At 67.6% G+C, this 13141-nt stretch carries 14 protein-coding genes; 12 read left to right on the top strand and 2 right to left on the bottom strand.

The annotated features are described in order from the left end of the window. Positions 1-7: 7 nt before the first annotated feature. From C6A86_RS12140 to pdxT, 11 genes are all read left to right on the top strand, one after another. Positions 8-628, top strand: coding sequence for a PaaI family thioesterase (locus C6A86_RS12140; RefSeq protein WP_105365319.1), 621 nt, complete (start codon positions 8-10; stop codon positions 626-628). Then, positions 625-1053 (top strand): TIGR02611 family protein, encoded by a 429-nt coding sequence (locus C6A86_RS12145; RefSeq protein ID WP_105365318.1) that lies wholly within the window; start codon positions 625-627, stop codon positions 1051-1053. The genes C6A86_RS12140 and C6A86_RS12145 overlap by 4 nt, the downstream gene beginning before the upstream one ends. Positions 1054-1123: 70 nt before the next feature. Further along, positions 1124-3178 carry a threonine--tRNA ligase gene (gene thrS, locus C6A86_RS12150; RefSeq protein WP_105365317.1) on the top strand — a complete coding sequence of 685 codons (2055 nt, stop codon included), beginning with the start codon at positions 1124-1126 and terminating at the stop codon, positions 3176-3178. After that, positions 3175-3744 (top strand): HIT domain-containing protein, encoded by a 570-nt coding sequence (locus tag C6A86_RS12155; RefSeq protein WP_105365316.1) that lies wholly within the window; start codon positions 3175-3177, stop codon positions 3742-3744. The genes thrS and C6A86_RS12155 overlap by 4 nt, the downstream gene beginning before the upstream one ends. Then, on the top strand, positions 3741-4406 hold the full coding sequence (gene pgsA / locus C6A86_RS12160; RefSeq protein ID WP_105365315.1) for a phosphatidylinositol phosphate synthase: 666 nt from the start codon (positions 3741-3743) through the stop codon (positions 4404-4406). Before C6A86_RS12155 ends, pgsA begins: the two co-directional genes overlap by 4 nt. A gap of 92 nt (positions 4407-4498) precedes the next feature. After that, positions 4499-5386 (top strand): phosphatidylinositol mannoside acyltransferase, encoded by an 888-nt coding sequence (locus C6A86_RS12165; RefSeq protein WP_233213169.1) that lies wholly within the window; start codon positions 4499-4501, stop codon positions 5384-5386. Further along, positions 5386-6516: a glycosyltransferase family 4 protein gene (locus C6A86_RS12170; protein ID WP_105365313.1), complete on the top strand. Its 1131-nt coding sequence runs from the start codon at positions 5386-5388 to the stop codon at positions 6514-6516. The genes C6A86_RS12165 and C6A86_RS12170 overlap by 1 nt, the downstream gene beginning before the upstream one ends. After that, positions 6513-7547, top strand: coding sequence for an NUDIX domain-containing protein (locus C6A86_RS12175; RefSeq protein ID WP_105365312.1), 1035 nt, complete (start codon positions 6513-6515; stop codon positions 7545-7547). Before C6A86_RS12170 ends, C6A86_RS12175 begins: the two co-directional genes overlap by 4 nt. Positions 7548-7614: 67 nt before the next feature. Continuing rightward, positions 7615-8520 (top strand): pyridoxal 5'-phosphate synthase lyase subunit PdxS, encoded by a 906-nt coding sequence (gene pdxS, locus C6A86_RS12180; RefSeq protein ID WP_105365329.1) that lies wholly within the window; start codon positions 7615-7617, stop codon positions 8518-8520. Between the two features lie 7 nt (positions 8521-8527). Then, entirely contained in the window at positions 8528-9376 is an 849-nt protein-coding gene (gene tesB / locus C6A86_RS12185; RefSeq protein WP_105365311.1) for an acyl-CoA thioesterase II, read from the top strand. Beyond that, positions 9373-9963: a pyridoxal 5'-phosphate synthase glutaminase subunit PdxT gene (gene pdxT, locus C6A86_RS12190; protein ID WP_105365310.1), complete on the top strand. Its 591-nt coding sequence runs from the start codon at positions 9373-9375 to the stop codon at positions 9961-9963. The genes tesB and pdxT overlap by 4 nt, the downstream gene beginning before the upstream one ends. On the opposite strand, the gene C6A86_RS12195 is transcribed toward pdxT, so the two are convergent. Continuing rightward, a complete protein-coding gene (locus tag C6A86_RS12195; RefSeq protein WP_105365309.1) occupies positions 9960-10532 on the bottom strand; it encodes a TetR/AcrR family transcriptional regulator in 573 nt (190 codons plus the stop codon). The two genes, pdxT and C6A86_RS12195, sit on opposite strands and share 4 nt — an antisense overlap. A gap of 49 nt (positions 10533-10581) precedes the next feature. Here C6A86_RS12195 and C6A86_RS12200 point away from each other — a divergent pair, with 49 nt between their 5' ends. After that, on the top strand, positions 10582-11475 hold the full coding sequence (locus C6A86_RS12200; protein ID WP_233213168.1) for an SDR family NAD(P)-dependent oxidoreductase: 894 nt from the start codon (positions 10582-10584) through the stop codon (positions 11473-11475). Here the strand turns inward: C6A86_RS12200 and C6A86_RS12205 are convergent. After that, a complete protein-coding gene (locus tag C6A86_RS12205; RefSeq protein WP_105365307.1) occupies positions 11472-13136 on the bottom strand; it encodes a cytosine permease in 1665 nt (554 codons plus the stop codon). The two genes, C6A86_RS12200 and C6A86_RS12205, sit on opposite strands and share 4 nt — an antisense overlap. Between the last annotated feature and the right edge of the window lie 5 nt (positions 13137-13141).

The raw sequence follows: 13141 nt of genomic DNA on the forward strand, positions 1-13141 counted from the left end.
TGGCGGGGTGACGACCGGTGCAGCGCATACAGGCGGTGGATTCAATCCGCCCGATCCCACCGACCGTGGCGGGCCCGACTACGGACGTTTCATCGAGGCGGTGCGCACCCTGCAGGATCACGCCCGCGCCGCGGACGCGCCCGACGCGGTGATCACCGAGGCCGCCGAGCTGATCGAGAAGGTGTCGGCGCTGCTGGCGCCGTATGAGGCCGACGAATGGCATTCGCCGTCGGGGCGGCGGATGGACCTGCCCAACCGGGGAAACATCATGTCGGTGCCGGTCGATCTCTACGTCACCGAGGACGGGCGCATCGGGGGCACCGCGCAGTTCCGCCGCTATCACCTGGGTCGCAACGGCGCGGTGCACGGCGGAGTGCTCGGCCTGCTGTTCGATTCGCTGCTCGGCTTCACCGCCGCCAAGCTGACCAAGAGCATGTATCAGCGCACCGCGCATCTGGGCATCGACTATCGCAAGATCGTGCCGATCGGCAAGGAACTGCAGGTGGACGCCGGGATCGATCGCATCGACGGACGCAAGATCTTCGTCAGCGGACGGGTGCTCGACGATGGCGTGGTGCTGACCGAGGGTGACGCGCTGTTCGTCCGGCTCAAGCCGGGGCAGCCATGACGGAGCCGGATCGCGGCCAACGCAAGCGCGCGTGGGCCCGCTGGCGCGACAAGATCCGCGACCGTCCCGTCGCGGATCTGACCTACCGGATCACCGTCGGTGTGGTCGGCACGCTGGTGCTGGTGGTCGGCATCATCGCCATTCCATACCCGGGACCGGGCTGGGCCATCGTCTTTCTGGGGCTGGGCATCCTGGCCACCGAGTTCCGCGCCGCGCAGGTCGTGCTGCACCACGCGCGGGTCCGATACGACGCGGTGATGGCCTGGTTCAGCCGCCAGCACATCGCGGTCAAGGCGCTCAGCGCGCTGTTCACCGCCGCCTTCGTCGTCATCACCCTGTGGCTGTTCGGGGCGGTCGGTCTGGTCGCCGGCTGGGTCGGCATCGATTGGCCCTGGCTGAAGAGCCCGATCGGCATCGGGTCCTAGCTTTCTCGCGCACGTACCCCCGATAACATGGTCGCGATCACACGCCCACATCTGAGTAGGAGATCCACCGATGACCGCCGCCGCCAGTTCCGCCCCCGCAGCCCCGATCCGGGTCGCTGCCGGGACTACCGCAGGGGCGGCGGTGCGCGAGGCGGGTCTGCCGGAGCGGGGCGCCCCGGACGCCATCGTCGTGGTGCGCGACGCCGACGGCCGGTTACGTGACCTGAACTGGGTGCCCGACACCGACGTGGAGGTCGAAGCCGTCGCCGCGGATACCGAGGACGGCCGCAGCGTCATCCGCCACTCGTGCGCGCATGTGCTCGCCCAGGCGGTACAGGATCTGTTCCCGCAGGCCAAGCTCGGCATCGGCCCGCCGATCACCGACGGCTTCTACTACGACTTCGATGTCGCCGAGCCGTTCACTCCCGAGGATCTGCAGAAGCTGGAGAAGCGGATGCAGAAGATCGTCAAGGACGGCCAGCTGTTCTCCCGTCGCGTCTACGAGTCCAAAGATCAAGCACGCCTTGAACTCGCCGATGAGCCGTTCAAGCTCGAACTGGTCGACGACAAGTCCGGCGCCGATGACCCCGAGGTCATGGAGGTCGGCGGCGACGAGCTGACCGCCTACGACAATCTGAACCCGCGCACCAAGGAACGGGTCTGGGGCGATCTGTGCCGCGGCCCGCACATCCCGACCACCCGTTTCATCCCGGCGTTCAAGCTGACCCGCAGCAGCGCCGCGTACTGGCGTGGCAACCAGAACAACGCCAGTCTGCAACGCGTGTACGGCACCGCCTGGGAATCCCAGGAGGCCCTGGACCGCCATCTCGAACTGATCGAGGAGGCCCAGCGCCGCGACCACCGCAAGCTGGGTGTGGAACTGGATCTCTTCAGCTTCCCCGATGAACTGGGATCCGGTCTGCCGGTGTTCCACCCCAAGGGCGGCATCGTGCGCAAGGAGCTGGAAGACTACTCGCGGCGCAAGCACGAACAGGCCGGCTACCAGTTCGTCAACACCCCGCACATCACCAAGGAGAACCTGTACATCACCTCGGGCCACCTGGAGTGGTACGCGGACGGCATGTTCCCGCCCATGCACATCGACGCCGAATTCGACGAGAACGGTGCGGTGCGCAAACCCGGCCAGGACTACTACCTGAAGCCGATGAACTGCCCCATGCACCACCTGATCTACCGCTCCCGCGGACGGTCGTATCGCGAACTTCCCTTGCGGCTCTTCGAATTCGGCTCGGTCTACCGCTATGAGAAGTCCGGCGTGGTGCACGGCCTGACCCGGGTGCGCGGCATGACCCAGGACGACGCGCACATCTACACCACCCGCGAGCAGATGCGTGCGGAACTCAGCTCGCTGCTGCAGTTCGTGCTCGACCTGCTGTCCGACTACGGGCTCGACGATTTCTATCTGGAGTTGTCGACCAAGGATCCGGAGAAGTACGTCGGCTCCGATGAGGTGTGGGAGGAGGCCACCACCACGCTGCGTGAGGTGGCCGAGGCCTCCGGGCTGGCCCTGGTGCCCGATCCCGGCGGCGCCGCCTTCTACGGACCGAAGATCTCGGTGCAGGTGAAGGACGCGCTGGGCCGGAACTGGCAGATGTCGACGATCCAGCTCGACTTCAACATGCCCGACCGGTTCGAGTTGGAGTACACCGCCGCCGACGGCACGCGGCAGCGGCCGGTGCTGATCCACCGCGCGCTGTTCGGATCCATCGAGCGATTCTTCGGTGTGCTCACCGAGCATTACGCGGGCGCGTTCCCGGCCTGGCTGGCGCCCGTGCAGGCGGTCGGCGTGCCCGTTGCCGACGCGCACGTGCCCTACCTGGAAGAGGTTGCGGCCCAACTGCGTAGCCGTGGTGTCCGGATCGAGGTGGACTCCAGCGATGACCGGATGGCCAAGAAGATCGTCAACCACACCAATCAGCGGGTGCCGTTCATGCTGCTCGCCGGTGACAAGGACGTCGAGGCGGGGGCAATCTCCTTCCGCTTCGCAGACCGCAGCCAGGTCAACGCGGTGCCGCGCGAAGCCGCCGTCGACGCCATCGTGGACTGGATCGCGCGGCGGGAGAACGCAACCCCCAACGCCGAGCTGTTCAGGGTGGATCCGTGAGCGACGCCGAAGGCATCGTCGACACCGGGGTGGGTGACCCCGACCATCTGCAGCGGCTGTGGACTCCGCACCGGATGAGCTACATCGCCGAGTCGCCGATGAAAAAGGGTGCGGGTTCGGCGCAGTCCACCGAGCCGTTCACCGACATCCCGGCGATGTCCGACGAGGACGGCCTCATGGTGGCGCGCGGGGAGCTGGTCTACGCCGTGCTCAACCTCTACCCGTACAACCCGGGCCATCTCATGGTGGTGCCTTACCGGCGGGTGTCCGAACTGGAAGACCTCAGCATCGATGAGACCGCCGAGCTGATGGCGTTCACCCAGAAGGCGATTCGGGTGATCAAGGCAGTCTCGCGGCCGCACGGTTTCAATGTCGGCCTCAACCTGGGCACCTCGGCGGGCGGCTCGCTGGCCGAACACCTGCACATGCATGTGGTCCCGCGCTGGGGCGGGGATGCCAACTTCATCACCATCATCGGCGGGTCGAAGATCATCCCGCAGTTGCTCGGGGAGACCCGGCGGCTGCTGGCCACCGAGTGGGATCGCATGGACGAGGCCGCGCAGTGAGCAACTTCTATCTCATGACGCGGGCGGCCTACACCAAGCTGTCGGGCCCGGTGGCGCGGGCGGCGCTGCGCACCGGACTGACCCCGGACAGCATCACCATCCTGGGCACCGCCGGTTCGGTCGTCGCCGCCCTCACCCTGTACCCGATCGGGCAGCTGTGGTGGGGGTCGGTGGCCGTCTTCTTCTTCGTCCTCGCCGACATGCTCGACGGTGCGATGGCGCGGGAACGTGGCGGCGGCACCCGATTCGGTGCCGTGCTGGACGCCACCTGCGACCGGCTCAGCGATGGCGCGATCTTCGGCGGACTGGTCTGGTGGGCCGCGTTCGGCGCGCACCACACCGCGTTGGTCGTCGCCACCCTGATCTGCCTGGTGACCTCGCAGGTCATCTCCTATATCAAGGCGCGTGCCGAGGCCAGCGGGCTGCGCGGCGACGGCGGCATCATCGAACGGCCCGAACGGCTCGCCATCGTGCTGACCGGTGCCGGCCTGTCCGGTCTCTTCGGGTGGCCGGTGCTGCTGGATGTGGCCATGTGGGGGCTGGCCGCGGCCAGCCTGGTGACCCTCGCGCAGCGCCTGCACGCCGTGCGCACCTCGCCGGGCGCGATGGACCCGATGCCGCAGCAGCCGTCGACTCCGCCTTCCGAAGGGGACGCCGCGTGAGCACGCCGACATCGGGGCTGCCCAGATTCGGCGGCTTCCGGGTTCCGCTGGGCGGCCAGCTGTCCGATCTCGGCTACGCGACGGGCTGGCGCATGGTGCGTGCCATGCCGGAGTTCGCGGCCCGCAACATGTTCGACGCCGGCGCGCTGTACGCGGCGCGCGGCGGGGGACCCGAGCAGTTGCGCAAGAATCTGGGCCGGGTGCTCGGCGTGCCCGCCGCCCAGGTGCCGGGCAGCCTGGTCCGCGCCTCGCTGGCCTCCTACGGGCGATACTGGCGCGAGGCGTTCCGGCTGCCGTCGATGAACCACCGGGACGTCGCCGCGCAGGTGCAGGCGCGTGTCGAGGGACAGCAGCACGTCGAGGATGCACTGGCGGCCGGCCGGGGTGTGGTGTTCGCGTTGCCGCACAGCGGTAATTGGGACATCGCGGGGGTGTGGCTGACGAACACCTACGGACAGTTCGCCACCGTGGCCGAGCGGCTCAAACCGGAGTCGCTCTACAACCGTTTCGTCGCCTACCGGGAGAGCCTGGGCTTCGAGGTGCTGCCGTTGACCGGGGGAGCGCGGCCGCCCGCGGAGATCCTGGTCGACCGCCTCAACGACAACGGACTGGTGTGTCTGATGTCCGACCGTGACCTGACCCGCTCGGGAGTTCCGGTCGATTTCTTCGGTGAGCAGACCCGGTTGCCGTCGGGGCCGGCGAAGCTGGCACTGGAGACCGGCGCCGCCCTGCTACCGGCGCACACCTGGTTCGAAGGTGACGGGTGGGGTCTTCGGCTGCACCCGCCGCTGGACACCTCGTCGTCGGACATCGGCGTCATCACCCAGGCCCTGGCCGATCACTTCGCCGCCGGGATCGCCGAGTACCCCGCGGATTGGCACATGCTGCAACCGCAGTGGCTCGCCGACCTTTCTGACGAGCGCCGCGCGCGGCTCGGCGGGCTGGAGCGCAGCGACCCGGGGTCAGGTCTGGAGCGTTGATGCGTATCGGGATGGTGTGCCCGTACTCGTTCGACGTGCACGGCGGTGTGCAGGCCCACGTGCTGCAACTGGCCGAGGTGTTCCTGGCCGGCGGCCACCACGTCAGCGTGCTGGCCCCGTCCTCGGCCGACGCCGGCACACACCTGCCCGACTACGTGGTGTCCGGCGGCCGGGCCGTTCCCATTCCCTACAACGGATCCGTCGCGCGGCTGCGGTTCGGGCCGGCCACTCACCGCAAGGTCAAGAAGTGGCTCATCGGCGGAGATTTCGATGTGCTGCACCTGCACGAGCCGAACGCGCCGAGCGTGTCCATGCTGGCGCTGATGATCGCCGAGGGCCCGATCGTCGCGACCTTCCACACCTCGACCACAAAATCGTTGACGCTGAGCGTGTTCCAGGGAATGCTGCGCCCGCTCAACGAGAAGATCGTCGGCCGGATCGCGGTGTCGGACCTCGCGCGGCGCTGGCAGATGGAGGCCCTGGGCTCCGACGCCGTCGAAATCCCGAACGGTGTCACGGTTTCGGAGTTCGCTTCGGCGCCGACGCTGGAGGGCTACCCGCGGCCGGGGCGCTCGATACTGTTCCTCGGCCGGTTCGACGAGCCGCGCAAGGGGATGGCGGTACTGCTGGGCGCGCTGCCGCGGTTGGTGGCTGAATTCCCCGACGTCGAGGTGCTGGTGGTCGGCCGCGGCGATGAGCAGGAACTGGCCGAGGAAGCCGGCGAGTGCGCCGCGAACCTGCGGTTCCTCGGGGCCGTCGACGATGCCACCAAGGCCTCGGCGCTGCGCAGTGTCGATCTCTACTGCGCCCCCAACACCGGCGGTGAGAGTTTCGGGATCGTGCTGGTGGAGGCGATGGCCGCCGGCACCGCGGTGGTGGCCAGTGATCTCGACGCGTTTCGGCGGGTGCTGAACGACGGCGAAGCCGGCCGCCTGGTGCCGGTCGGCGACTCGGATGCGTTGGCCACCAGCCTGATCGAGTTGCTCGGCGACGACCAGGCGCGCAAGCAGTATGTGGCCGCGGCATCGGAGGCGGTGCAGCGCTACGACTGGTCGGTGGTAGCCGGCGAGATCATGCGGGTCTACGAGACGGTGAGCAGCGTGGGAGCCAAGGTTCAGGTGACAACGTGAGCTGGATCTTCATCGTGCTGCTGGTCCTCGTCGGCGTCGTGCTGCTGCTGCTCGGCAGCTGGGCATACCTGACGGCGAACCGGCTGGATCGCCTGCACGTGCGCTACGACCTGTCCTGGCAGGCGCTGGACGGTCTGTTGGCGCGGCGCGCCGTGGTCGCCCGCGCGGTCGCCGTCGACGCCTACGGGCGGGCGCCGGAGGGTAAACGGTTGGCTGTCCTGGCCGCTGCCGCCGAACGAGCGCCGCGCAACATGCGCGAGGCCGCGGAGAACGAGTTGTCGGCCGCGCTGGAGACCGTCGACCCGCTGTCGTTGCCGGTGGCACTGGTCGCCGAACTCGCCGATGCGGAAGCCCGGGTGCTGCTGGCCCGCCGATTCCACAACGATGCCGTGCGCGACACCCTGGCCTTGCGGGATCGTCCGCTGGTGCGACTGCTGCACCTCGGCGGCACCGCCGCGCTGCCGACGTACTTCGAGATTGCGGAGCGGGCGGGTCCGGCGGCTCGCGATACCGGTCAGTTCAGCAGGCGGGTCTCGGCCAGGGTCATGCTGCTCGACGAGGACGGCAAGGTGCTGTTGTTCTGTGGCTCCGACCCGGCTCGTGCGGGTACGGGCGCGCGGCGCTGGTGGTTCACCGTCGGTGGTGCGGTGGAGCCCGGGGAAGAGCTCGCCGAGACCGCGGCGCGGGAGCTGGCCGAGGAGACGGGGCTGACCGTGTCGCCGGCCGAGCTGGTGGGCCCGGTGTGGCGGCGGGAGGCGGTCATCGACTTCAACGGGTCGGTGATGCGCAGCGAGGAACTGTTCTTCCTGCACCGGACCACTCGCTTCGAACCCTCTACCACAGGTCACACCGCCCTGGAGCGTCGCTACATTCACGGTCACCTCTGGTGCGATGAGACAATGATCGGCGAGCTGGTCGCCAAGGGAGAAACCGTGTATCCGCTGCAGCTCGGCGAACTCCTGGCCCAGGCCGGCCAATTGGCCGATGTGCGGGGTGCCGGGCCCGGTACGCAGCCTCAGCTGATCCGCTGAGACTGCGGATCCAATTGATTTGTCACCACCCTTAGACTGAATCAGTAGCGATGTGAAGGAGATAGCGATGGAAACCGCACCTGGTTCCGGCAGTCAGACCGGCACCGCGCGGGTGAAGCGCGGGATGGCCGAGATGCTCAAGGGCGGGGTCATCATGGACGTCGTCACCCCCGAGCAGGCCCGCATCGCCGAGGCCGCCGGCGCGGTGGCGGTGATGGCCCTGGAGCGGGTACCCGCCGATATCCGCGCCCAGGGTGGCGTCTCGCGGATGAGCGACCCGGACATGATCGAGGGCATCATCGCCGCGGTCACCATCCCGGTGATGGCCAAGGTGCGCATCGGTCACTTCGTGGAGGCCCAGATCCTGCAGAGCCTCGGAGTCGACTACATCGACGAGTCCGAGGTGCTGACCCCGGCCGACTACGCCAACCACATCGACAAGTGGAAGTTCACCGTGCCGTTCGTGTGCGGGGCGACCAACCTGGGTGAGGCGCTGCGCCGGATCACCGAGGGCGCGGCGATGATCCGTTCCAAGGGTGAGGCCGGCACCGGCGACGTCTCGAATGCGACGACGCACATGCGTTCCATCGGTGGCGAGATCCGCCGGCTGGGTTCGCTGAGCGAGGACGAGTTGTTCGTGGCGGCCAAGGAGCTCCAGGCCCCCTATGACCTCGTGGTCGAGGTGGCCCGGGCCGGCAAGCTGCCGGTGACGATGTTCACCGCCGGTGGTATCGCCACCCCGGCGGACGCGGCGATGATGATGCAACTCGGTGCCGAGGGCGTGTTCGTCGGCTCGGGCATCTTCAAGTCCGGTGACCCGGCGGCACGTGCCGCGGCGATCGTGAAGGCCACCACCTTCTACGACGATCCCGATGTGCTGGCCAAGGTGTCGCGCGGCCTGGGCGAGGCCATGGTCGGTATCAACGTGGAGGACATCGCGCAGCCCCACCGGCTCGCCGAGCGCGGCTGGTAGTCCGCCTGTGTCGATCGAAGAGATCCTCGACCTCGAGCAACTGGAAGTCGACATCTACCGCGGCGGGGTGTTCAGCCCGGAGTCCGGCTTCCTGCAGCGCACCTTCGGTGGGCATGTGGCGGGCCAGTCGCTGGTGTCGGCGGTGCGCACGGTGGACCCGAAGTTCCAGGTGCACTCGCTGCACGGCTACTTCCTGCGCCCCGGAGACGCCCGCGCACCGTCGGTGTACCTGGTGGAACGGATCCGTGACGGCGGCTCGTTCGCCACCCGCCGGGTGAGTGTCGTCCAGCACGGGCAGACCATCTTCAGCATGTCGGCGTCGTTCCAGAGCGATCAGAGCGGTATCGAGCACCAGGACGCCATGCCGTCGGCGCCCGCACCCGATGACATTCCCGGATTCAAGACCAACTCGAAGGTCTTCGACGACGCCAGTTTCCGTCAGTTCGATGAGTGGGACGTGCGTATCGTCCCCCGTGATCAGGTGAACCTGTTGCCCGGCAAGGCTTCTCAGCAGCAGGTGTGGTTTCGCCACCGCGATCCGCTGCCGGATGACCCGGTGCTGCACATCTGTGCGCTGGCCTACCTGAGCGATCTGACCCTGCTGGGTTCGGCGCAGGTCAATCACCCCGACGAGCGCAAGCATCTGATGATCGCGTCGCTGGATCACGCGATGTGGTTCATGCGTCCGTTCCGCGCCGATGAGTGGCTGCTCTATGACCAGTCCTCGCCGTCGGCCTGCGGCGGGCGTGCGCTCACCGAGGGCAAGCTGTTCAACCAGTACGGCGAGATGGTCGCATCGGTGATGCAGGAGGGGCTGACCCGCTATCAGCGTGGCTTCACCCCACCCGGCCAGTGAGCGTCGCTGTCGGGGTCCTCGCTCTGCAGGGCGACACCCGTGAGCATCTGGCGGCACTGAACGAAGCCGGCGCCGAGGCCGTCACGGTGCGGCGTCTCGCCGAGCTGAAATCCGTCGACGCACTGGTCATTCCGGGTGGCGAGTCGACGGCGATGAGTCATCTGCTGCGCGAGTTCGAGCTCCTGGAGCCGCTGCGCGGACTGTTGCGCGACGGGATGCCCGCCTACGGCTCGTGCGCGGGAATGATCCTGCTGGCCCGGGAGATCCTGGACGCCGGGGTTCCCGGGCGCGCGGCGTTACCACTCGGTGGCATAGACATCACCGTGCGCCGCAATGCGTTCGGTCGTCAGGTCGATTCCTTCGAGGAGGACCTGGCGTTCACCGGTATCGACGGTCCGGTGCACGCGGTCTTCATCCGGGCCCCTTGGGTGGAACGGACCGGGCCCGAGGTCGAGGTGCTGGCCACCGCCGCCGGTCATCCGGTGGCGGTACGCCAGGGCCGGATGCTCGCCACCTCCTTCCACCCGGAGATGACCGGCGACCGGCGGGTGCACGCGATGTTCGTCGACATGGTGGCCGGCCGCTAGGTCGGGGCGATCGCAGCGATCAGGCTGTCGGTGAGTTCCTCTGCGGTGGTGTGCCATTTGTCGGTGCTGAGCAGGCCGCTCATTTCCAGCCCTGCCGCACCGTGCGCGCCGGTCAGGAGTAGGGCCGCGCAGCGCTGTGCGTGCTGTTCGCCGACGACCGCGGCGACGATGTGGGTGAACTCATCGCACATGCGTTGTGCGGCGCGGGCCACCGCGGTGGGGTCTGCCGCGGGTGCGCTGAACATCAGGTGGTATAGGTGTGGCTGGCGCCGGCTGATCTCGATGACGCCGAGCAGTGCCCTGCGCAGCGTGTCGGCGGGGAGGAGGCGGGAGTCTGTCCGCAGGGCGTGCATGCGATCGCCGATGCGCTCCCAGCCCTCGGCGGCGACCGCCGTCAGCAGGGTTTCCTTGTTCGCGAAGTGCCGGTAGGGCGCACCGCGGCTGAGGCCCGCCCGCGCGCCGACCTCACGCAGGGTCACGGCGTCAGGGCCTCCGCTGTCGAGTAGTGCGGCGGCGTCGTCGAGCAGCGTGCGTCGGGTGGCGGCGGCGGATTCAACGCGGGTCACCATGTGCCCATCCTATGTTGACATTGTCATCTGACAGCGTAGCCTCTGTCAGATGACAATGTCATCTGAACTTCGGGAGCTGGCCGTGGTCACCGGAGCGTCCACCGGCATCGGCGCCGCCACGGCACGCGCACTGGCCGGGCGGGGGTTCCACGTCCTTGCCGGTGTCCGGCGCGGGCAGGACGGCGACGCGATCCGGGCACCCGGTATCGAGCCGGTCATCCTCGACATCACCGACGCGGACCACATCCGGGCGCTGGGCGACCGGGTGAACGACGACCCGCAGGGCCGGTCGGTACGGGCGTTGGTGAACAACGCCGCCATCCAGGCCAACGTGCCGATCGAGGTATACGCGATCGACGAATGGCGACGCATGTTCGAGGTCAACCTCTTCGGTCAGGTGGCCGTAACCCAGACGCTGCTGCCGGCGCTGATGTGTTCCAAGGGGCGGGTGGTCAACATCAGCTCGGTCGGCGGCCGGGTCGCGATGGCCACCTATGGTCCCTATGCCGCAACGAAGTTCGCGCTCGAAGCCGTCAGCGACGCACTGCGACGCGAGATGGCTCCATTCGGTGTCGGGGTGGTGGTAATCGAACCGGGGGCCGTGCGCACGGAGATGCTCGGGCGTGCGATTGCCACCGCCGGCGAGCTGGTGTCGGTCATGACGCCCGCGCAGAGCCGCCGCTACGGCGCACTGGTGCAGGCTGTGCATGCACAGGCGGTGTCGTCCACCCGGGCGGGCGTACCCGCAGACGCCGCGGCCGAGGTGATCGTCACTGCGGTGACCGCGCGCAAGCCGCGCACGCGTTATACGGTCGGCCGAGAAGCCGCGATGATCCGCTGGCTGCCGCTGCTGCCCGACCGTGCGCTCGACCGCATCTTCGCCGCCGCGCTGCGCCCGCATTTTCCCGGGGAGGACGGGCGTCTCCGGGCCGTCGTGGGCTAGGTCTGCGCGGGCAGCACGTGGTCGGCGACCTTGTCGGTCGACAGGCACAGCGAGCAGACGAACGCGTCATGGGTCTCGCATTTCATCATGTCGGGCCGCTCGTAGTCGTGATGGCACACATGGCATTTGAGGTGTTCTCCGGACGGGTTGCCGAGTTCGTCGTACATCGGCAGGTCGATGCCGTCATCGGTGCGGCGCAGGTAGTACCTGCCCCTGGTGGCGACGGCAATGATCGGCGGAAGCACCAGGCCCAGCACGATGGCCACCAGCGGCGAGTACGGCCGGATGGCCTCGCCGAGCATGCCGAAGAACGTCAGCAGCGACACCCCGGCCGCGACGAACAGGGAGACGAAACCGACCGGATTGACCGCGTACAGCATGCCGCGGCGGAACTCGGGCTGCATCGGCGACAGTTTCAACAGGTACTTGTTGAACACGATGTCCGAGGCCACCACCACAACCCAGGCGATACCGCAGTTGGCGTAGAACCCCAGGATGGAGTTCAGGAACGCGAACATGTTGGCTTCCATCAGGATCAGCGCGATCAGCAGGTTGAACGCGAGGAACACCAGCCGACCGGGGTAGTGCTTGGTGACGCGGGTGAACGAGTTGGTCCACGCCAGCGAGCCGGAGTAGGCATTGGTGACGTTGATCTTGACCTGGCTGATCACCACCAGGATCACTGCCAGCGTCATGGCCAGCCAGGGTGGCAGGAAGTTGCGGTAAATCTCCAGGAACTGGTGCACGGGTTCGTTCGCGCTGGCCACTGCGCCGTCGAAGACGTTGGCGATCAGGTACACCGCCAGGAACAGGCCGACCACCTGTTTGATGGCGCCGAAGATCACCCAGCCCGGTCCGGCCAGGAACATCCACGTCCACCAGCTGCGGCTGTTCTCCGGTGTCCGAGGCGGCATGAAGCGCAGGTAATCGATCTGTTCGGCGATCTGCACGATCAGCGACAGGCACACGCCGGCGGCCAGCAGCGTCATGCCCAGGTCGAAACCGCCGGTGCCGCTTTCACCCTGGAAGGCGAAGAATTCCCCGACCGATTCGGGATGGCTGATCACCAGGTACACGAAGGGTGCGACCATCAGCACCAGCCACAGCGGTGTGGTCCAGACCTGCAGTGTGGAAAGGACTTTCATGCCGTAGATGACCAGCGGGAAGATGACGATGGTGGACAGCGCGTAACCCACCCACAGCGGGATGCCGAGTCCGAGCTCGAGGCCCTGCGCCATGATGGAGCCCTCGAGAGCGAAGAAGATGAAGGTGAACGTCGCGAAGATGACGTTGGTGACCACCGAGCCGTAGTAGCCGAAGCCGCTGCCGCGGGTGATCAGGTCGAGATCGACGTTGTAGCGCGCCGCGTAATAGGCGAGCGGGAATCCGGTCACCATCACCACGACCGCGAAGATGAGAATGCCCCACAACGCGTTGGTGGTCCCGTAGGCGATGCCGATATTGGCGCCGATCGCGAAATCGGCGAGGTAGGCGATCCCGCCGAGTGCCGAGATGCCCACCACCCGGGTGGACCACTTGCGGTAGCTGCGCGGCGCGAAGCGCAGCGTGTAGTCCTCCAGCGTCTCCTTGGTGGCAGTCAGCCGATCAAGGTCAGTGTCGAGGTCCGCATGGCGCACCTCATCGCCGATCTCCTGTGTCATTCGGC

Source organism: Mycobacterium sp. ITM-2016-00316 (assembly GCF_002968335.2).
Lineage (GTDB): Bacteria > Actinomycetota > Actinomycetes > Mycobacteriales > Mycobacteriaceae > Mycobacterium.